16 protein-coding genes are annotated in these 21,197 nt (G+C 58.8%); 7 read left to right on the top strand and 9 right to left on the bottom strand.

What is annotated here, in order from left to right:
- Positions 1-90 precede the first annotated feature (90 nt).
- Positions 91-354 (bottom strand): hypothetical protein, encoded by a 264-nt coding sequence (locus XI02_RS13595; protein WP_194483445.1) that lies wholly within the window; start codon positions 352-354, stop codon positions 91-93.
- A 710-nt stretch (positions 355-1,064) separates the two neighbouring features.
- Between XI02_RS13595 and XI02_RS13600 the strand changes: the two genes are divergently transcribed.
- The 3 genes from XI02_RS13600 to XI02_RS13610 all read left to right on the top strand — a co-directional run bounded on the left by XI02_RS13600 (position 1,065) and on the right by XI02_RS13610 (position 4,107).
- Positions 1,065-1,706 carry a DUF433 domain-containing protein gene (locus XI02_RS13600; RefSeq protein ID WP_194483446.1) on the top strand — a complete coding sequence of 214 codons (642 nt, stop codon included), beginning with the start codon at positions 1,065-1,067 and terminating at the stop codon, positions 1,704-1,706.
- Between the two features lie 61 nt (positions 1,707-1,767).
- On the top strand, positions 1,768-2,109 hold the full coding sequence (locus tag XI02_RS13605) for a hypothetical protein (protein ID WP_194483447.1): 342 nt from the start codon (positions 1,768-1,770) through the stop codon (positions 2,107-2,109).
- Positions 2,110-2,538: 429 nt separating this feature from the next.
- Positions 2,539-4,107, top strand: coding sequence for a hypothetical protein (locus tag XI02_RS13610; protein ID WP_194483448.1), 1,569 nt, complete (start codon positions 2,539-2,541; stop codon positions 4,105-4,107).
- Between the two features lie 93 nt (positions 4,108-4,200).
- Here XI02_RS13610 and XI02_RS13615 read toward each other — a convergent pair whose 3' ends face one another.
- A complete protein-coding gene (locus XI02_RS13615) occupies positions 4,201-4,662 on the bottom strand; it encodes a hypothetical protein (protein ID WP_194483449.1) in 462 nt (153 codons plus the stop codon).
- Positions 4,663-5,439: 777 nt separating this feature from the next.
- Positions 5,440-7,182 carry an adenylate/guanylate cyclase domain-containing protein gene (locus XI02_RS13620; RefSeq protein WP_311990051.1) on the bottom strand — a complete coding sequence of 581 codons (1,743 nt, stop codon included), beginning with the start codon at positions 7,180-7,182 and terminating at the stop codon, positions 5,440-5,442.
- A 167-nt stretch (positions 7,183-7,349) separates the two neighbouring features.
- Between XI02_RS13620 and XI02_RS13625 the strand changes: the two genes are divergently transcribed.
- The 4 genes from XI02_RS13625 (at position 7,350) to XI02_RS13640 (ending at position 10,976) form a co-directional block, all read left to right on the top strand.
- The gene (locus XI02_RS13625; RefSeq protein WP_194483450.1) at positions 7,350-7,961 is read left to right on the top strand and encodes an ABC transporter substrate binding protein; all 612 of its coding nucleotides are present in this window, start codon (positions 7,350-7,352) and stop codon (positions 7,959-7,961) included.
- A gap of 118 nt (positions 7,962-8,079) precedes the next feature.
- Positions 8,080-9,630, top strand: a complete 1,551-nt coding sequence (istA, locus tag XI02_RS13630) for an IS21-like element ISBj11 family transposase (protein WP_080586188.1) — start codon at positions 8,080-8,082, stop codon at positions 9,628-9,630.
- On the top strand, positions 9,627-10,436 hold the full coding sequence (gene istB, locus XI02_RS13635) for an IS21-like element ISBj11 family helper ATPase IstB (protein ID WP_016842034.1): 810 nt from the start codon (positions 9,627-9,629) through the stop codon (positions 10,434-10,436). Before istA ends, istB begins: the two co-directional genes overlap by 4 nt.
- Positions 10,437-10,628: 192 nt before the next feature.
- On the top strand, positions 10,629-10,976 hold the full coding sequence (locus XI02_RS13640) for an ABC transporter substrate binding protein (RefSeq protein ID WP_194483451.1): 348 nt from the start codon (positions 10,629-10,631) through the stop codon (positions 10,974-10,976).
- A gap of 837 nt (positions 10,977-11,813) precedes the next feature.
- On the opposite strand, the gene XI02_RS13645 is transcribed toward XI02_RS13640, so the two are convergent.
- The 6 genes from XI02_RS13645 to XI02_RS13670 form a co-directional block, all read right to left on the bottom strand.
- Positions 11,814-11,996 (bottom strand): hypothetical protein, encoded by a 183-nt coding sequence (locus XI02_RS13645; RefSeq protein ID WP_172648373.1) that lies wholly within the window; start codon positions 11,994-11,996, stop codon positions 11,814-11,816.
- Positions 11,993-13,639, bottom strand: coding sequence for a restriction endonuclease subunit S (locus XI02_RS13650; RefSeq protein ID WP_172648372.1), 1,647 nt, complete (start codon positions 13,637-13,639; stop codon positions 11,993-11,995). Before XI02_RS13650 ends, XI02_RS13645 begins: the two co-directional genes overlap by 4 nt.
- Positions 13,636-15,090 (bottom strand): class I SAM-dependent DNA methyltransferase, encoded by a 1,455-nt coding sequence (locus XI02_RS13655; RefSeq protein ID WP_172648371.1) that lies wholly within the window; start codon positions 15,088-15,090, stop codon positions 13,636-13,638. Before XI02_RS13655 ends, XI02_RS13650 begins: the two co-directional genes overlap by 4 nt.
- Complete coding sequence (locus XI02_RS13660) at positions 15,087-15,950, bottom strand: DUF5677 domain-containing protein (RefSeq protein WP_172648370.1); 864 nt, start codon at positions 15,948-15,950, stop codon at positions 15,087-15,089. Before XI02_RS13660 ends, XI02_RS13655 begins: the two co-directional genes overlap by 4 nt.
- Positions 15,950-18,394 (bottom strand): EcoAI/FtnUII family type I restriction enzme subunit R, encoded by a 2,445-nt coding sequence (gene hsdR, locus XI02_RS13665; protein ID WP_194483452.1) that lies wholly within the window; start codon positions 18,392-18,394, stop codon positions 15,950-15,952. Before hsdR ends, XI02_RS13660 begins: the two co-directional genes overlap by 1 nt.
- A 567-nt stretch (positions 18,395-18,961) precedes the next feature.
- Complete coding sequence (locus XI02_RS13670) at positions 18,962-20,761, bottom strand: DEAD/DEAH box helicase (RefSeq protein WP_172648369.1); 1,800 nt, start codon at positions 20,759-20,761, stop codon at positions 18,962-18,964.
- Positions 20,762-21,197: the final 436 nt, after the last annotated feature.

Raw genomic sequence — 21,197 nt, forward strand, 5'->3', positions numbered from 1 at the left:
TGCGGCCGCCGCGGTTGGGACCGGATATTGGTACATCGTGTCAGAGCGGCAGCGGCGATAGGCTCAACTGGAAAGGCCTGCGGCCCTCGGTCAGGCGAACAGGTCTTTGCCCGGCTGGAGCATCCTCACGAACGTCCCGCTCTCGTGGTATTCGAGCCAGCCCTGATCTTTGGCGTACTGCAAGCCGGCCCAGTATTCGGCCGGCGTCGCCTTATCCAGGTAGATCATCGGGTAGTTGATCTTCTCGATGTAGATCCGGCCATCCTGGATCGGCTCGAAGGCGCGGGCATGCTCCATGAGCCTGCGGGCAGCTTTCTCGGGGTCGGAGTAAGGGCGGTCGCCAACGTATTTCATCGCTCAATCTACGGAATTGGCGAGAGCCCCGGCAACTTTTGGGGGCCAGGAGGCAGTCGCCGGGGCCCTCTATGCGGCTAGTCCAACGCCAGCCGACTCGCGAATGAAACCGTGTCAGCTTTGCACGAGCAGAGCAATTGCGACGATTGCGAAAGGGCAAAGCCCCAAGAGGACGATGCCTACGCGGACGAATGTTTCGGCCATGGCACACCCCGACTGTGCAACATTTGTCATGTAGCTTAACCCCGGGGCGCCTCTCGCTGAAAGTGCAGTTTACACTGGATGCACGTAGCCCGAATAGGCTATAAAACCGGGCGCCGAAGCGTCTTCTTGAGATCCTTAGCGCGCTCCCATCCTCGCCTGCGGGAAGTGCGGCCGTACATCGGCACCGCGCCTGCCGCAAGCCATACAGGTGAAGTGGGGTTCTAGGTCGGAGAGGCGGACGCGATCAGGCCACTGATCGACCTTGTCTGGCGGCAGCTCAACGTTATGGCTACAGCGATGGTCCGAGCAGAAGACCAGGAGGCCGCGGGCGCCGGAGGCCCGCATCTCGCCGAGGGTGATCTTCCGGTCGGGCATCCCGTAGGCTTTCCTGAGGAATAAATTCGTTTAACCAGCCCAGAACTTAAGGCCTTGAAAGGGATAGTTAGGGCTCACTCATGGTTGAAATAACCCCTTTTTCTCGATCAAAGCGAACGTTAGGATGCCGTATGCCTCGCCCCGACTCAAATGTAGTGGTCTCGGCCTTTACGGAAGACCAAGTGGTGCGCCTGACTGGCATCAGCATCAGTCAATTGCGCTACTGGGATCGCACTGACTTTTTCCGGCCAAGCCTCGCTTACGAAGACCGTCGCGCTGTTCATAGTCGCATTTACTCATTCCGCGACATCGTATGCCTTAAGGTTGTTAATTCAATCCGCAATGAGTCGAGCGTTCCGCTTCCGCGCCTTCGTGCCGCGAAAGAGAAACTGCGTCACCTTGGCGACGATCTATGGGCGAAAACTACGCTGTACGTTCTCAATCGACGGATAGTTTTTTTCAATCCGGAAACTGATCGAAAAGAAGATGTAGAGACCGGGCAAGCCATTCTAGAAATTCCTCTGAAGGTCGTGTCGGGCGATATGGCAACAGCCGTGCGCGCCCTGAGCAATAGACCCAATACGGAAATTGGCCAGATTGAACGTCATCGTAACGTGATGAGCAATCAAGAAGTCATTGCAGGAACGCGCATCCCCGTGCGCAGCGTCAAGGCGTTCGCGGACGCCGGATATTCGGTAAATGCCATCCAGAAGGAATATCCAACTCTCACCGAACAGGACATTAGAGCGGCAATCAAGCACGCCGCGGCTTGATCCTGATCGGCCCGTCCTCCGTGTCTTTTTCGACGCGGGCGTTCCCGATTCCGTGGGGGATATGTTTAGGAGTCGCGGGCATTTCGTTATTTTGTACCGTGAAGCGCTGCCTGAGCGTATTGATGATGACGTTGTTTGCTCTACTGCGCTTGCTAATGAAGCGATTTTGCTTGCCATCGATCCGGACATGAAGCGCTTTCCCAAGCGCTATGGAATAAGTCATGGAAGTGCCAGGTACGCTAAGCTGAGCTTGATCTGGGTTGGCTGCAATGAGGTGCTTGCGGCCAAGAGGATTCAGCAAGCCATGAGCCTGATCGAACACGAATGGAAGAATAGCGACGAAAAGGCATCACGGCGACTTTGGATCGAAATCGGCCCCCACAGCATAAAGTCCAACAGATAGAAGAAGACCCTGCTGAGCCGAGACTTTCCTGGCTGAAAGCTAGAGCACCAGGCAGCCAAAGCCGCCCGGTGCCATGGGTGGTGTCGACGCGTTAGATGCGTTCCCACAAGCTTTCGGACACGGTCTCGCCCCGTAGCATTGTGCCGTCTAGGTAGGCCGGAGCGTCGAGGGACAATGCTACATCGATCCGACTACCGGTGAATTACGGGCATTCAGGGGAAAGGCCAATCAACGCTCTGGCGCTTTGGAGGCCCAGCGCGCAGCTTCCGCGCACTCCCGTCGCTCCAGATCAAAGTGTTCGTCATGCCTGTTTGTCGAAGGTGCGAACTCACTCTGCAGGTAAGCGACTTTCACCCCAGCTCACGCGGCCGACTGTCCGCAATTTGCAAGAGTTGCTTCAGGGACATCGTGGGTGGGCAGGTGTTCACCATGAATCCGGCAGAAGCAGCCACGTTCATGGCCCGGCTCGAAGCTGGAGAATCGCTCCGCAGCATAACCGGCGGGACTGGCCAAACACCGATATGCTCCTCCAGGGCTTTCAAGGTGCATTGTCAGCTTCACCCGGAATGGGGAAGCAAGGCGCAGGCTTTGGCTAAGGCCAATAGCAAATCGCGGATCTTAGCCGGGGTGAAGAAACAGGTCGATCGACGTACCCACTGCAAAAGCGGTCATGAGCTCACACCCGAGAACACCAAGCTCAGGATCACTAATCGCGGCTGGCGGCACCTCGAATGTCAACTCTGCCGTAGAGGATGGAATACGCGGGCACATCCTACCGCCGCACAGGTAACGGCCGCGATCGCCGTCGTAGAAGAGGGGGGCACACTCGCTGATGCGACCGCGAGAAAAAGTGACGGCGGCGTAATCAGATTTAACGGTCTTGTCGCGGCGTTTCGTCTGCAGCCCAAACTAGAAGGGCGCCTCAAGCGACTTTCTGCGCGGAATGCCGCAAGAAAGCGAAAGAAGCTCTGGAGCAAAAGAAAGCGCGCGGCAAAAGAGTCCGCGCGAGACGCTGCGCGGCTGCGGATGACCGAGCGCATTCAATATCCGGAGTTTCCGCCGGACGTAGTCCTGCGCTTGCTCGAAGAGGGTTGCACGCTCCGCATGATCTTTTACGGAGCACGCCCCGGTCAAGGAAACAAAAAGGTCTGCGCTGGCATCAGTTCGAAGAAGGCCTTCAATAAATATTGCGCCGCTCATCCAGAATGGGCTGAACGCGCAACGGCTCTCGCCGAGCAAAATGCGCAAGCAGCTAACAAACGGAAAGGAGCCTCGCAACGAGAAAGAACACATTGCATATATGGTCACTCGCTTCACGACGCCCGAGTTCACACACGCTGGAGCACGGGCTACACGACGCGCCAGTGTCGAACTTGCGAAAGGATCAGGGTCAAGGGGGCGAGGCCGATGGAGCCTGACAAGCTCCTCTTGGTCTGCCAGGCTCTTCAACAAAAGAAGTCGCTCGCCGAGATTACCGGCCGGCCGCTGCGCGGAAAGAAGCGCCCCATGATCAGCAACACGGAGCGCTTGTATTGTCACCGCCGATTTGATCCCGAATTCGATCGGTTCGTTCGCGAGATGATCGCAGGTTCTCTTTCGCGATCGCAAATCCTGCGCTGGTCGATGGAGAGAGCGCGAAAGCTGACAGACCAGAGGCGTGAGGAAGCAAACGATTTTGAAACTATCCGAGCGATGCTTCCGACTTACTTGCCAGGACGGGATGACATCGCTCAGAACATCTTCGTGGCTCTGCTTGAGGGGTCTTTGCGCCAAGATCAGATCAAGGAGCGCGTCAGAGAGTTTGTTGCTGCTTATGACCGCGAAGCTAGGAAAAACGGAACTGTGAAGTTTGGGCTCAGATCACTTGATGCGCCGCTTTTTAGCGACGGTAGCGCCACCTTGCTCGATGGTCTCTCCAGCGAGAATTATGCCGGGTGGGATCTAAGTATGCTGGCGTCCACAGGGCGTCGGATTGGGCCACGACGGCAGCGGAATTGAAGCGCTATCGAAGCAGGACGATCGCCAGCGCCGCCATCAGGCACACGCCCATGCATATGGCTGTGAAGCGGCCGCGGCGATGAAGCCGGCCGGTCATTGTTCTACAGTCTGGCCCAATGTTGCCTCGAGCACGGAACGAAGTCGCTCCTCTGCCTTAGGATCGTACTTCGGCCGCGGCAGTGGAGTGTGAAGCGTCGGGTTTGAAACCCAATTGCATAGGTCGACGCCGGACGCGACGATGGCCTTGGCGAATGCCGGGACCTGGGCGAGTTCGGTCACGACCTTGTTGAAATTGGCCCCGTACATCTCCCGGCCCTCGACCATCACGAAGAGACAGTCGGCCAAGGTCGCTCTTCCATCTGCGGGGCCGAAGCTGTTCCAAGCGCATTGCTCGGTACTGGAAACTTCTGCTCGGACCCGTTCCCATAACTCGCGCTGCCCGCAGGCGACGACGAACCGATCGCCGGCATCGGTGGTTTCGGTTTCACCGTTCGAGCGCGGCTTGGTGCCCCCAGCGGCCCAGTACCATTTGGGCCGATCATCAAATCTCGTCATCATCCCTCCCGCCATTCTGAATTGACTTGTAACCTATTGATCTGATTGAAAGCGAAGACTGCGCGAAATTCAGAATTGTCGTTGATATCTCTGGGTATCCCGCCTGATTTTGATTCCGCCATTCGGAGGTTCGATCCCTCCCGCCCCAGCCATCCATAGTCGATTTTGGAGAATTTTATTCTCTTTGAGGAAAAGCCCTGCAAAATTCGGGTTTTTTCTGCTCGCGAATAGTCTCTGGAGACCGACGATCGAATTTTTTGGTCCAGAAATCCTCAAAAGTCTCCATGAAAATACTAGAAAATTCCCGTTTTCTGGAGACTGGCGCCAGAGACCGGAGAATAAAACCACTGCGTGCTGGGGGTGGCATGAGCTTGCACTGATCTGCGGCCGTAGGATTGGCGGCTGCAGCCCGCCGGTCCCCGCTTCGGGCATGTCGCCTGCTATTCAATTACCTAGCCCAGTGCTCGATAACCGGCACGTCGTTTCGTGGCCATCCGCGCACGAGGGCGCTCCTTCGGAATGGGTTGCGGGCTAAACGCTTTGGTCGCGAATTCTGGCGCGACCATCCTGGTCGCAGCGGAGGGAAGAGAGATAGTGGACTGCGATCTCGTCTTAGGAAACCGCTCAGTGCCGATCGAGAAGCTAGGTCAACCTCCGCTTCCAGCGGCAGCGTATACAAAGGCGGAGAATCCAGCTTGCGATGCGCGGCGATCTTGCATTTTCAGTGGCAGAAGAGGACCGAGGCGGTAGGCACAAGAGTTTAAATTAGCGTGCGGCTTAAGGTCGTGCTGATGTGGCGACAGCGTCGGGGGGAACAGCAAAAACGGGTACTTGTTGATCGTAGCCCTTGATCGCGATGGTCCCAAGGGCCATTAGCGAGATGTGTCCATCGACCGCTGAAGCAACAGCCTGATCGACGAGTATCTGGCCATCGATTGCGGCAGCGCACAGTCGAGCCGCCAGGTTGACGGCGTTTCCGATTGCCGTGTAGGCAAACTGACCTTCGTATCCAATACGCCCGACGGTCGCCGGGCCCATGGCGAGTCCAATTCCCAGGCCAATCCCGTAGCTGCGTTCGCGCCAGCCGGCCGCGAGGCTCTGCGCCGCCGATCGCATGTCGATCGTGAGGTTGAGCGCCGCAAGCGCGGGATTCGGGCAACTCACCGGAGCGTTAATCAGCAGCATCAGGCCGTCGCCGGCAAAATTGGTCAATGTCGCCCCGTATCGGACGATGATGGTTCCGACGGCTGCGTGATATTCGTCGAGGACGCTCATCACGACCTCGGGCTCGTTGCGATTCGAAAACGATGTGAAATCACGCAGGTCGACGAAAACGGCGACCACCTCCCGCCGCTGCCCCTCGAGCACGGCGTCGTCGCCGGCACTCTCGACCAGCTCGGCAATCTGTGGGGCGAGGAAGCGCTTCAACCGATTGATGCGATCCGATTTCTCCTTCGAGAGACCGAGCTCCTTTGCCATCTCGTTGAAGCGAGTTGCCAACCGCTCGAGCTCATCGCCCGTCGAGATCGCCACTCGGTGATCGAATTGACCTGCACCGACCCGCTGCGCGCCATCTTCGAGCACCCGAATAGGGCCCGACATTCGTCCTGCGAGCCAATAGGCCAGGACCACGGCAAGCAAGGTGCCGATCGCTACCAGCAGCAGCGAGCGCCACAGCGAGGCGCGGATAGAAGCAAATGCTTCCGCGGCCGGTTGCTGGACGACCACGGTCCACTTGAGGCTCGGGATTTCCGCCGCCAGGGCAACGACGGGGCGACCCGCGATATCTTCCGTTTCGGTGGCCGAGTCGCTGGATTTGGCAATATCGCGCCGGAGACGATTGAACGCGTCTGCCGTCGCGTCACCGCGCAGGACAAGGCTTATGTCGGGGTGAGCTACCAGCCGGCCGATGTCATCAATGACGAACGCTTCTCCGGTCTCGCCGATCTTGATGGCCGTGACCACCTCCCAGATCAGCTTCAGGTTGACATCCGCAATTGCGAACCCGGTCGCGTCCCGGTTTCCGCTCACTGCGATCGTCATGTGCGGCTCCGAGCCGCGCTGATATCTGACGGGGCCATACCATACCTTGGAGGCGCCTTCGCGCAGTTCGGCCACGGCCGGGTCGGCCGGAGCGTTCGTGTCTTCACCAGCGCGGTTTATTGCCAGCCGGGATACCATCGCGTGCTGGACGCCTGCTCCATCGAACAGCGAAACCGAGGAGATGGCCGGCACCTGCCGCAGCAGGCGCCGCGCATCGACCTTGTGCTGCTCGTCCTGGCCAACCGTCCAGGGAAACTGCACGAGCCATCCGAGCTGGTCGCGAATGCCGTCGGTAAAGGTATGGATCCGATCGGCAGCCGATCGGGATTCGGACCTGAGGAGTTCGGTGAGATGAACGCGTTGCTCGCGATAGCCAAACCAGGTTTCCCCCATCGCTCCCAATGCCAAGGGCATAACCACGGCAATGAATAGCGTGAAGAAATATTTGAAAAAAAGCGTACGGTGCGGCTTCGGCACGTGGAGTACCTTTTGAAAGCGCCACTTTCGCCCGATACTATCATGCCATCGAGGCCAGGGCAGGTTCACGCAATACAGCGGGCGCCTCTGGCCCTAGGTCGGGTGAACCCTTTTAGGGCGCACCGAGACAGATTGGTATCGCCCGTCCGTTTGGGGGGAGGCGTGACATGCATCGACGCGCATTCCTTGCTTCGACACTCGCCGCGGCGCTCGTGCCGCACTCGCTGGCAGCGCAATCCACCGAGAAGGTCCGTCGCATCGGCTGGGTGACCGCGCAAACGGCGGCGAGTCTTGCGCCCTATATCGAGGCGTTCCGCAAGGGTCTTACCGAGCATGGCTATAGCGAAGGCCGAAACCTTGCGATCGAATACCGTTACGGCGAGGGGATCGACGGCCGTGTTCCGGACCTCGTCCGCGAGCTGGTGCAGCTGCCGGTCGACCTGATCGTGGCTCAGGGGGCGGCGGCCTTCGAGCTTCCTCCGCTCGATCTCCCCGTTGTCTTCGTGATCAGCGCGGATCCCGTTTCTTCCGGCTTTGCGGATAGTCTCGCGAAGCCTCGCGGCAACAAATCCGGCCTCACTCTGATGGCAGTCGAACTCAACGGGAAACGCCTCGACCTGCTCCGGGACATCATCCCGAAGCTCCGCCGCGTCGCGGTTATTGGCAACCCCGAGCATCCCGGCGCTCATCTCGAGCGCGGCTTTTCCGAGGCGACAGGACGTCAGCTCGGACTCAGGTGCCGCGCGGCGAACAGGATGGAAGTGGAGCGTCGACCATGATGAGAGGGCTACGCCGGGCTCGTGACGCAGGGAGGGCGTAGCCCGACCGGAGTTACGAGCCCGGCGTCGGCGCGATCCACAGCGGACCGCGCCGACTGGTGATCGCGGCCGGCTGGTTATGCAAGTGGTTCTTCCGCCAAGAGGAATCACTCGCGTGCCAGGCCGACACATTACCGATCACCAAATGAGGCTCTACATGAAGTACCGTCAGACCGATAGCCCGCCCGTGGCCGCCGCCAAGGCGTCGTTCAGCACCTCGACCGCTTACCGGATCGAGCAGGATCGACGCCTTCCGTCGCAGAAGAAGGCTCCTCGCGGCCGTCGCCGGCCAGATCCCTTGGCCCGCGTATTTGAGACAGAGATCGTGCCGATGCTGAAGGCCGCCCCCGGTGTGCGGCCGGTCACGATCTTCGAGGAGTTGCTCCGACGCCATCCTGAGCTCGGCGCCGGCATCCGTCGCACGCTGGAGCGCCGGATCCGGGCCTGGCGGGCGATCCACGGCGAGGAGCAGGAGGTCATCTTCCGGCAGACCCACGAACCCGGTCAGCGCGGCCTGTCCGACTTCACCGACATGGGCGAATTGGGTGTCACGATCGCGGGCGTGCCGCTCGACCATCGTCTCTATCACTTCCGGCTGGCCTATTCCGGGTTTGAGCACGCCCATGTCGTGCTCGGCGGTGAGAGCTTCATCGCTCTGGCCGAAGGCCTGCAGAATGCCTTGTGGTCACTCGGTGGAGCGCCACGGGAGCATCGCACCGACAGCCTGTCGGCCGCCTTTTGCAATCTCGACCGCGACGCCAAAGACGATCTGACGCGGCGATACGAAGACCTCTGTGCCCATTACGGCATGCGCCCCTCCCGCAACAATCGTGGCATCGCCCACGAGAACGGGGCGATCGAGAGTTCGCATGGCCATCTCAAGCGGGCGGTCGGCGACGCGCTGTTGCTGCGTGGCACCGCCGACTTCGACGATCTCGCTGCCTATCGTGGCTTCATCGATGAGATCGTCAGCCGCCGCAATGCCCGCAACGCCAAGCGGATCGACAGCGAACGTACCGCACTTCAGGATCTGCCGGACCGCCGCACGTCGGACTATGAAGAGGTGATCGTCCACGTGACATCGTCCGGCGGCTTCACCTTGCGCAAGGTGTTCTACACGGTGCCGTCGCGCTTGATCGGCCATCGGCTGCGGGTGCGCCTGTATGACGATCACCTCGACGTGTTTGTCGGCGGCACGCATCTCCTCACCTTGCCGCGCGGGCGGCCGCATCCCAATGGCAAGCACGATCAGGTCGTCGATTATCGGCACGTGATCCATTCCTTGCGGCGCAAGCCGATGGCGCTCCTCAACCTGGTCTACCGCGACCAGCTGTTCCCCCGGGAAGCTTACCGCCGAGCCTTCGACGTCTTGCGCAAACGCTTACCGGACAAGAAGGCCTGCCGGATCATGGTCGATCTCCTCGCACTCGCCCATGAGCGCGGTTGCGAGGCCGAACTCGCCGATCAGCTCACGGCCGACCTGAACGACGGCCGGCTGCCCGACCTCAACCGGCTACGTACTCACTTCGCCCCGGATCCCGCCCAGATGCCGAACGTCGTGGTGCGCCTCGCACCGCTCGCCACCTATGAATGCCTCATCGGTACTGCCGAGATCGGAGGTGCCGCATGAGCACAACCAACGTAGTCGACACCGCGCGCCTCAATCTGTTGCTCAACGAGCTGCGGCTGCCCGCCATCAAGGTGCTGTGGCCGCAATTTGCCGAGCAGTCCGATAAGGAAGGCTGGCCGGCGGCGCGCTTCCTCGCCACCATTGCAGAGCACGAGATCGCTGAACGCAGCCGTCGCCGCATCGAGCGCCATCTCGTCGAGGCGCGGCTGCCCACCGGAAAGACCTTTGACAGCTTCGACTTCGAAGCCGTACCGATGATCTCCAAGGCGCAAATGACCGCGCTCGCCGCCGGCGACGGCTGGTTGAACAAGGGCGCCAATCTGCTGCTGTTTGGTCCGCCCGGTGGCGGCAAGAGTCACTTGGCAGCAGCAATCGGCTTGGCTCTCATCGAGAACGGATGGCGCGTCCTCTTCACCCGCACCACCGATCTCGTGCAGAAGCTCCAGGTGGCGCGCCGCGAACTCAACCTCGAGGGTGCCATCAACCGCCTCGATCGCTTCGATCTCGTTATCCTTGACGATCTTGCCTATGTCACCAAGGACCAGGCCGAGACCAGTGTGCTGTTCGAGCTCATCAGCGCACGCTACGAGCGACGCTCTTTGCTGATCACCGCCAATCAGCCCTTTGGAGAATGGAACAAGGTCTTTCCGGACCCAGCTATGACCCTCGCGGCGATCGATCGCCTTGTTCACCACGCCACCATCGTCGAGATGAACGTCGAGAGCTATCGCAGGCGGACTGCCCTCGAGCGAAAGCGTGGTCCAGGGCGGCCACCGGAGCACGCGACACAAAAAACGCTCGCTTGATTGACGCTCCGCGACAATCAAAGCAAACAAAACTCTTGCGCGCGACAATCATCGCGGCGATCATCATCGCGCCGCGACACTGACTCGCCATCCTGATCGCCGCGCTCTTCCGACCCAGATCGTCGCGCTATACTCAGGATCGACTACTTCCCCACTGAAACGGGAGACAGGCTCACGGCCGCGCTGGCGGCGATGGCCGACGATCCTCCGCAGGCGGTCTCCATTCTCGCCGATGGCTTTGCGATTCAAAACCGGCAGACGATCATTGATTTCGCGATGAGTGAGCATATCCCAGCTATATCGGGATGGCCGATTTTCGCTCAGAGTGGCGCGCTTTTTACCTATGGACCGAAGGTCGCCGATTCCTACCGGCGTCTTGCCTATTTTGCCGATCGTGTTTTCAAGGGCGCGCGACCGGCCGATCTGCCGATCGAACAGCCAACAACCTTCGAATTCGTCATCAACATGCGCACGGCGAAGGCCTTGGACATCACGATCTCGCCGTTCCTCTTGGCGAGTGCCGATCGTGTTATTGAGTAGGAAGATCCGGCCCTTGGCTCTGCCGAAGCCTTGGTAGTGCGTCGCCTGCCGGGCCTTCGGGAACACGCCGCCATACTCGACTCACTCGCCTGCGATATTCCCACTTGAAAGGGTTCGAGCGGGAATGCCCGAGTTCGATCCTCTCGTCTGCAGCCATTCAGTTACTCAACCTAAGATAGTTTGCGCGATTTGCGCGAATATGCTGCAAATGTAGGGTATTTCGTATCCTCTTGTTCAGTCTGCAGACTCCAGAAAGCGACAACCTTGGCGAGAATCTCTTGAAAGTCTCCGGCCACACTCCCGGACATTCCCGCTTTCGGGAGACCTTTGGCGGAGACGAATCTCGATTTGCACTGGTTGATGGGACGGCAGAGTGTTCTCATGCAGTTCGCGGCCGGGCTCGCGGAAGTTCCCATTTTGACGTGCTCGTAGGCAGAGGCCGGTTCGAGCAGGAATGCGTGATTTCGATCCCTTCGTCTCCAGCCATCCATAGTCGAATTTGGAGGATTTTCTTCTCTTTGAGGAAAAGCCCCTCAAAATGCGGGGTTTTTTGCTCGCAAATAGTCTCTGGAGACCGATGATCGAATTTTTTTGGTCCAGAAATCCTCAAAAGTCTCCATGAAAATACTAGAAATTCCCGTTTTCTGGAGACTGGCGCCAGAGTCTGGAGAATAAAACCACTGCACGCTGGGGTGGCATGAGCTTGCCCTGATCTGCGGCCGTAGATCTGGCGGCTGCAGCCCCGCCGGCCCCGCTTCGGGCATGTCGCCTACAATTCAATCACGTAGCCCAGTGCTCAATACCCGCACGCGTAGTTCGACGCGGAGCTGAACGTGCTCAGGCCGGCAACCGAGCTCCGCCGCGACCGCTGGGCACTTCTCCGGCGCCGTTCCAGCCCAAGCGGCTCGACTTCAAGCCTGATTTGCCGCCGATCCCGGGGCCGCAGCCGGTGAAGCTGGAAAAGCCGAAGGTGAAGACGTCTCGGCCGGGATGGTTGGGCGAATGGATGTAGTCGCTCATTCCGCCGCCTCCAGCTCGCGATCTTCGGCCGGCGTCAGGGCTTCGGCCAGCAGCGCGTCGAGCAGGCAGCGGCGCGTGTCGGCGGTGGAGGTGAGGCTCGCTTCCAGCCGGTCGCACAGCGCCATCAGCGCATCGACCTTGGCGACGATGCGGTGTTGTTCAGCCAAAGGTGGAACGGGAAAGGAGATTTTCCTGATCTTCCCAACGCTCAAGCTAAACAAGCCTGCCGAGGTTATGGCGAGGCGCTTCATCTCGGCCATGCCGTCGGGGGAGTTCATGTACAGCGCCGCATATGGGGTTAGCTGCAATTCCTTTGGTCGGCATCGAATGAGATGGTTCTGGTGAACACAATTCTCAATCTCGCCGTGCCAAACGGCGCAGCGACCAATCTCGGTCGCGCTTCCGTTTCCTTCGACGACGAGGATGTCTTCCGGTTCAAGGCGAAATCTTTCGAGTTCGCCTTCTGCGAGTTCAAATTTCTTGACCTTCGCAAGTTCCAAGCGGCCTCGGTAGACGTTGCCAACGCCTAGATATGGGAATGCATTTGCCTTTGGGGCTCTGGCAGGCGTTTTTTGCATTCCCCCAGAAACGGTAAAGCAATCCTCAATCAATGCCCATTCCCATCCGCTCGCAGTGCGATAAGCCGCCTCACGATCTGCGCTCGTTGAACCCGCCCCAATTCGCTTGAGCAACTCAGACGCCGGTTCATCGTTCGGGTCCTGCGGTACGAGTTTGCCGTGCACCGCGAGGTTGAGGATGGTGTGGCGGAGGGTATTGATCTGATCGGGCCGCGTGGTGAGGGCCGGCAGCGCGTCGAACACGAAACGGGCGTCCGCCTGGAAGGTTTCGGGATCGGGCGCGTTGAGGCGGGCGAGGCTCGCCGCCGCCAGCCGGTCGCGCAATGCCTCGCGGTTTCCCCGCGCCGCCTCCAGCCGGTCGCACAAACCCATAAACTCATCGACCTTGCGTTGGACGGATGGCGAAACAAGTGGCACAGGGACGTCTGAAATTTTGCCAACGCTCAGGGTTACGTTTGCCGTCCCGATCATCTTGGACACAAGCAATTCATCCTTGAAAGCAGTCAGATACTCGAAAAGGAAACGCGCCGAGATAAGTTCAGGCGCGTGTGGGAAAATCGCAGCCAAGATACTACCGAGCGCGAACCTGCCTTCCTGATAGTGGAGCCTCTGCAAGCTCGCCTTGCCATGTCCGGCCGATGAAACAAGAGGGACGATTGCTGCCGCACCATCAAAATCGAAATGATCGCAGCTCGCGCGGTCTTCAGCCGTAACCACGAGAGGATAGGGGCCGGCCTCGGCCTTCATAATACCGGTAAGCCCTTTTTCTATCCGAGCAATACTGCCCACACGGACGAAATTCGCCGGGTTGCTGAAACCTTGAGGCAGATCTTCGTGAGACAAGGCCGCCAATGCGGGGGACTTCCGAAGGACACCTTGCTGAATGAGGAGAACCTTCTTTGCTTCAATCTGTTTGAACAAGCTCACGGGGTCGATCGCCGCTTCGTCTGGCGCAACCAATTTGCCTGACGCAGCAAAGCCAACGACGAGCTTTCGAAATTGCTGAACCGTCTCCGGCTCATCACCAAGGCGATTGAAAGCCTCTAACAGGCGCTCGGCGTTCATCGGGCGAGCGCCTCGGTGAGGGTCGCCTTCAATTGGTCGCGCAATGCACGCGTCGCGGCTTCGGCGGCGGCAAGGTCGGCCAACAGCGTGTCCGGATCGCCGTGATCGTCCGCCACGGCGTGCGGGTTTTTGATGTCGAGATTGTAGCCGCGCGCCTTAACCTCCTCGGCGGAGACGTGCCACGCCTGCGGGGTTTCCTTGCGGCCCTTCCGGTCCCTGCCGCCCCACCAGTCGATGCAGCCCTGGAAATGCTCAAGTCGGATCGGCTTGGTCATGGAATAGGCCTTCTGACCTTCCGGCACGCGGTGCTCGTAGAACCATATATCCTTCGTGGGGGTGCCCTTCTCGAAAAACATCAGGTTTGTGCCGATCGAGGCATAAGGCTTGAACACCGAATTGGGCAAGCGGACGATGGTGTGGAGGTTGCATTCCTCCATCAAATGTTCCTTCAGCCGAGTTTTGATGCCCTCTCCGAACAGCGTGCCGTCAGGCAGCACTACGGCGGCACGGCCGTCCGCTTTTAGTAGGCGCACGATCAGCGCGAGAAAGAGGTCAGCAGTTTCCTTGGTGCGGAACGTCGGAAAGTTGTCCTCAATGCCATCTTCCTCGCGTCCACCGAACGGTGGATTAGTCAGTACGATGTCGACACGCTCGTCCTTCGACCAGCTGATGAGCGGGCGGGCGAGTGTGTTGTCGTGCCGCACGAAGCTTGGGTCTTCAACGCCGTGCAGCAGCATATTGGTGACGCATAGCATATGAGGAAGCTGCTTCTTCTCTACCGCACGCAAGGCGCCGTGCATCTTTTCGCGCTGCTTGGGCGTTTTGACGTAGTTCTTCTCCATGTGGCGGATGGCACAAGTGAGAAAGCCACCCGTGCCGCAGGCGGGATCGAAAAGGATTTCGCCTGGGTGCGGGTCGATGCGGTCCGCCATGAAGGCGGTGACGGCTCGCGGCGTGTAGTATTCGCCAGCATTGCCGGCCGATTGTAGATCATTGAGCAGTTGTTCGTAGAATTCGCCGAAATGCCGTCGCTCGTCGAGATCATTGAAGTCGATCTGATTGATCTTATTGACCACCTGCCGGATGAGATGCCCGGATTTCATGTAGTTGTAGGCGTCCTCAAACACATCGCGCACAACGCGCCGCCGGTCGCCAGGTTTGCCGGTGAGCTTGAGCTCTTTCAATGCTGGGAACAGCTCGTCATTAAGGAAATTCACCAGCGGCTCGCCCGTGATGCCCTCGGGGTCCGCCGCCCAGCTGCGCCACTGATATTGCTTCGGGATCGGCGAGCGGTACTCGTCCCTGGTCAGCTCGAGTTCCTGATCCTGATCGTCGATGATCTTGAGGAAGAACATCCAGGTGAGTTGGCTGATGCGCTGCGCGTCGCCATCGACGCCGACGTCCTGGCGCATGATGTCCTGAATTGATTTGACGGTAGTCCGAACGATCATTGTTTTTTCCCATACTCGCGACGAGAAGGCCAAGATTCTAGCTCGGCCGCTGTCACAATCTCGACTGGATGCAGCCCCTCGACCAACTGCAAAATTTCTTCACCCACTCCATCATTTGTCCGGCGATCAGCGAAATCCGAGATTTGCGCAGCCGACACGGTTTCGACGAATACGCGAAGACCCCAGTAAAGAGAAAAGTCAGTCCCGTAACGCGAGAAATTCTCGGTGGAAATCGTCACTTGCCCGCTATTTCCCCACACACGCCTAAACGTCTCAACGGTAGAAAAATGCACAAACCTAGAAGTCGCGTGATAGATAAAGTTGTACTCCTTCTCGCGGCCAATCTTCCTTGCTAAAAAGGCCAGTGATGGAGACATCTGACCATCGCGCCAGCCTAGCTTGCGCCCAAGTGCGCGGAGCCGTACGTCAGACTCTCGGGTTGCTGCCAGTCTTCGCTTCACGAACGACTGTGTAAATCCGACGTTGAGCATTCCTTTTGCGCCAATGAATTGATTTTGCGTATCGAGGTTGGCGGCGATTTCGTGCGCGCCAAGTAATCGAACTAGCTCACTCGCAATCGCCTTGTGAGCAGTCAGGTACTCGACCCAAACCAACTCTTCATACGCGGGCCGCAAGAACGTAACTCCAAACGCTCCTTGGTCAGCCTTTGCCATTATCAAGGCCGCGCGCAGGGCCTGCATTTGCCTCACTACAATGCTTCGGCGAAGAAATTCCCAGTATTGTTCGCCGTCAGGACCTTCCCATGTAAAGCTCTTTATCGGTTCTACTATAGGCTCAAATCGACTAATGAGCGCGTCAACCCTGCGTAAAATTGATCCGTCTTTGTCGCCGCTCGCCATCAAGCCGTTTCCTGGTAAAGTGCAGTCTGCAGCTCGTGAACGGCCTTCTCAAAGCCCTCCTTGCCGCCGAACGCCTTGATAAGTTGGACGACGCTCCCCATCGCGGTGAAGGGCGTCACCTTCAGCACGTTGGCGTCGTCGAGATTGAGCACGCCTTCGTCGTGATACTTGTCGAGCAGCGCATCGAGCACGGCGCGGGCCTGCGGGCCATATTTGGTGAACACGTCCCGCTTCCGCACATTCTCGGCCCGCTCGCGCCGTGTCAGCGGCTTCTTGTCGAACGCGACGTGGCAAATCAGATCGAAGGGGTCTAGGTCCTTGCCAAGTTCCTCGGCGATGGGATCGAGCGGCAGGCCCTCTGCCTCCAGTTCCTCGATGATCGCCTGCTTGCGCTCGGCCGACTTCCAGCGCTTGAGGAAATCGTCGAGGCTGGCGAAGCGCTTCTTCAGCGCTGTCTTGGTAAAATCGCGTAGGGATTCGGTGACGAGCTTGCCGTTCTCGTCGAGATATTCGATGCGCTCGGTGAGGATGCGGGCGCCGACGCCATCGACGTAAATCTTGCGGATCGGGTCACCGGGCGGTAACGGCAGGCCCGGCTGATCGACGATGGTTTCGTCCTCGCCCGGCGTCGGCGGGATCGCATCGTAGCCCTCGGCTGTGGCCGGCTCATCGTCGGGCGGCGCAATCGGATCCTCTCCGTTCGGCGCGTAAATCTGCACAGGATCGCCGTCGAATTCAGGGTCGGCAAAATGGCTGGTCGCTCCACGAAAGTCTATCAACGTGAAGTAAAATTTCTTCGTGTCCTCATGAACGCGCGTGCCGCGTCCAACGATTTGCTTGAACTCCGTCATCGAACCAACTGCACGATCGAGAACGATCAGGCGACAGGTCTGCGCATCCACACCAGTGGACAAGAGTCGCGACGTGGTAACCAGCACCGGATATTTTGATTCCGGGTCGATGAAATTGCCGAGCTGATCCTGACCTTCCTTGTCGCCACCGGTGATACGCATGACGTAACGTGGGTTCTCAGCGACCAGATCGGCGTTCTCGTTGATCAGGGCCTGTCGCATTCGCGCCGCGTGTTCTTCGTCGACGCAGAACACGATAGTTTTTTGGTAATGGTCGCCGCTTTCCTTGAGAAACTCGGTAATCTTTTTTGCCGTCAGCTTTGTGCGGTCATCGAGCACGATGCTGCGGTCAAAATCCTTGCTGTTGTAGATTCGGTCCTCGATCTCGTTGCCGTCGCGATCGAGCTGCCCGATTTCTGGTCGATAGCCTTCCACGTCGCGGTCGATGTGAACCTTGACGACTTTGTAAGGGGCGAGAAAGCCGTCGCTAATCCCCTGTTTTAGTGAATAAGTGAAAACCGGCTCACCAAAATATTCTGTGTTGGAAACGTACTCCGTTTCCTTCGGTGTGGCGGTGAGGCCAATCTGCGTCGCGTCGGAGAAATGGTCGAGAATTTCCCGCCACGCCGAATCTGCGACCGCGCTGCCACGATGGCACTCGTCGATTACGATTAAATCGAAGAAATTCGACGAGAACTCGCGATAGAGCTTCTGCCGGTCTTCTGGCCCGGTGATCGCCTGATAGAGCCCGAGATAGATCTCGAACGCGGTATCGATGCGTCGTTTCTTGTCGAGCGCCAGCGTCAAATCGACAGTAGAGCCATCCTGCCGTTCGATAGTCTTAGCGCTCGTCGAAAGCTTCGCCATTGCAGGGCCAAACGGGCGGAAATCGTTCACCATCGTCTGGTCGATTAGCACGTTGCGGTCGGCGAGGAACAGAATGCGTTTCTTGCGGCCCGCCTTCCAGAGGCGCCAGATGATTTGAAACGCTGTGTAAGTCTTACCCGTGCCAGTTGCCATCACGAGCAGCACGCGGTCACGGCCTTTTGCGATTGCTTCAATCGCGGCGTTGACCGCGTTTACCTGATAGTAGCGGGGGGTCTTGCCACTGCCGTCATCGAAATAGTCTTGGAGCACGATCTGTTCGGCGTCGGCATCGAGGCCCTTCCAGGCGCGATATCGCGCCCACAAATCGGTGGGCGACGGAAAGGCGTCAAGGCCAAGATTCGCTTCGACCGGAACGCTCTGGCCGGTGCGGTCGTGGAACACAAAGCCATCACCGTTGGAGGAAAACACGAAGGGAATATCCAGCGTCGCAGCATAATCTAGGCCCTGCTGGATGCCCTGGCCGACACTGTGATTGTTGTCCTTGGCTTCGATCAGCGCGATCGGGATGTTCGGCTTGTAGTAGAGAACGAAGTCGGCCTTCTTCGCCTTGCCCCGCGTGACCAGCTTGCCGCGAACAATGATGCGGCCCTTGGTAAAATAGACCTCTTCGCACACCTGCAACATCTCATCCCAGCCAGCACGCTTGATGGCTGGCAGGATGAACTTGGTGCAAATGTCGCGTTCGGTGAGACTTCTCTTGTCCATTGCCCCCGCGCGAAGCCCCCATCTTCTACAATCGGAGCGATTATAGCCGTCAGCTGTGGCTTAGGTAACCCGTATGCTTTGAGGACGTGGAAAAATCAAGCAGGGGTGGCCGTGGATCTACGGGAGAACATCGCGACGCAATGTCCGTGATTTTACCGAGAACGCACGACGTTAGGCGAACAGGTAGACCGGATTGAGTGAAGCACCGCGTCCGACGGTCTCTCCGTGTTTGCGCCAGCCGAAGATCAGCCGCGTCTATTTGCTGCGCGAGTTAGGGCAGCGGATCCAGCTCCTCAGAGCAGTCGAGGCTCTGAGAGAGTTTGGTCCCCGTTATCGCTCAGAGTCGCGGTCTTGCCAGATTCCATTGCCTTCGACACGCCGGTGAGGGACGCTATGCTACCGTCGACGATCTTCCGCGCGCAGTCCATGCAGTACCTGTCCCAACCTCGCCCGGCCCGGACATTGAGCCGTTGGTCGCCCTGCTTGATCTCGTGACGAGAGTTAGCTTGGCACCTGTGGCTGCGCTTGGCTGCGTCGAGTTCGACTCTGATGAGGAGCGACCGGAGCTTACCCACCGAACACCTCCGCGACCGCGCGGGCGACAACGCCATCGAAATCAGCCTCGATCCGATCCAATTCGTCGCGCGAGAATTCGTGTCGCTGGCCTGACCCGCGACCAACGAGCGCATTTGCCTGCCGGTCGATGGCCGACTTTAGAACAACATAGTTGCTAAGGCCTCGGCGGGAGCGGTCAAGCGTCCGGCCTTCGGGATTGACTCCTCTCTCGGCCAGGACCCGTCCCGTTGCGGTCGTGATCCGAGCGTCAAGCCCACCACGAGCGGCCTGCCGCTGCCGCTGCCGCGTCACCGGAACGGGCTGAAGCTCCTGCATAGCATCCCGGACCTGATCCGGAGAGTAGCCGCGGCCCTGAAGCAGTCGCAGTGCTTCCAACGCGGCTTGGTCCTCCAGGAGCGGGATCTCTTCGATATGGACGCCGGTCTGCCCGCGGACCTCCATTCCTTCCCGGATGTCGCGTGGCAATGGTTCGACTTCGATCTCGTCACCAACGCTGAAGTCCAACCCTTCGATGGGCAGCAGTTGGTCGAAGAACTCTTGGTCGGCATGGGAGTAACGTTGGAAGTCTTCCCATCGGCGGGCCACGTTTGCGCCTGCGTGGAATACGACCACCCCGCGATTGCGCAGACTGTCTGGAGCATTCTGGTCAACTACGCGCATGATGCGGCCGACGAATTGCACAAATGGTGACAGATTGCCGAAAACGCTGAATACGGCTGCGACAGCGAGCTTTTGGTGATCGAAACCCTCGCCGAGCTTTCTGACCTGGACGATGACATCAAGCTGATCGTTCTCAAGCCGCTGCATGACGCGCAGGTTTGCTGCGCCGTCCTCACGTGAGTGGACGTAGTCGGCGCGCCGGGCACGCGCCCTATAGGCCTCGACAATCTGATGGCAATGGGCAAAATTGAGCGCGGACGCGATAATCTTGAGGGTGCGGTCACCGCTTTCCGCACGAAGCCGGTCTAGCTCGCGGATAGAAGCATCGACGATTGTGTTCAGCGTCTCGGCGGAAGTGACGATACTTCGGCGGAAGTCAGCATCCTCCTCACCTAACCGACGGACCTCGTCGAGGCTGACCTCAATCTCCTGCCCATCCTCATTGCGCACGTAGCGGAGCGTGCGCGGGTTGAGCACCACCGCCTTCAGGCGTTTCACGTAGCCGGCCTGGATAGCAGATGAGATCGGGTACGAGTAAAGAATGCGCCCGGCCATCAGTTCGCCATCAGCCCGTAAGGGCGTCGCAGAGAAGTTGACGATCTTCGCGGCGGGAAACTTCTCCTTAAGTGCTGTCCATGTCGCTGCGACGTTATGGTGCCCTTCATCAAATAGGATAAGGTCGAAGAAATCCGCGGGGAGGTCTTGGAGCCAGCGGTTGTCGGCTCCCTGCAGCTGCTGAATGTTCGTGACGACGATTTCGGAATCGTCCAAGTCAGATCGGTTCACTGTCGTGCCGCGGATCTCGACGGGCTCCGGATAGGGAGAGCCGGCGAGGATCCGTCTCGCCGAGTAGAAATGATTGCTTGCGGAAGGGTCGACATCTCGTAGCAGTTGTTTTGCAATAGCGACGTTCGGTGCCACCACGAGCGTCCGAGCAGAGCGGAAAGCGAAGGGTGTGATGGCAATGGTCCCCGACTTGCCGCAGCCAACCGGCAGAACGATGCCGACCTCGCGCTCGTTCGTGATCTCTTGGGCGAAGTCGGCAAGGTGCCGATACGCCTGTCGCTGTGGCTCGCGCAGTTCTTGGTTGCCATCGACGTTCGGCGTGCGGTTCTGAAATGTGGAAGGCATTATGCTCTCTGGCTAAAATAGCCCTATGCGGGGGATTCAGTGGCGAACAGAGCAGTTATGCTTATTCTCTGCCGAGTCGCATAGGGCACCTCCGAAAGAAATTCGGTCCGATCACTAGCTACAGTTGTGGCTTAGCGAGGGCGGCAATGACTGGCATGCCAGGCGCGAACAACCCGGCAACGTCGGTGGTTTTCGTGGTGTAAGTATTTTCTAGCGCGCGATAACACGCGTTGAAATCATTAGGCTTTTCCAAACGCGCCTACACCACGATTTTCGCTGCTTGTTTCAGCTAAGCCATTTAAATCATTGGCGCGCTCGGAGAGATTCGAACTCCCGACCCTCGGAATCGAAATCCGATGCTGGCTGGCAGACGTTCGCGGAGTTCAATAATGTAATGACCGATGGGCGAATTCTGCGCCGACGACGGCCCGTGCTC

The sequence above is a fragment of the Bradyrhizobium sp. CCBAU 21365 genome (assembly GCF_015291305.1).
In the GTDB taxonomy this organism is placed as follows: domain Bacteria; phylum Pseudomonadota; class Alphaproteobacteria; order Rhizobiales; family Xanthobacteraceae; genus Bradyrhizobium; species Bradyrhizobium elkanii.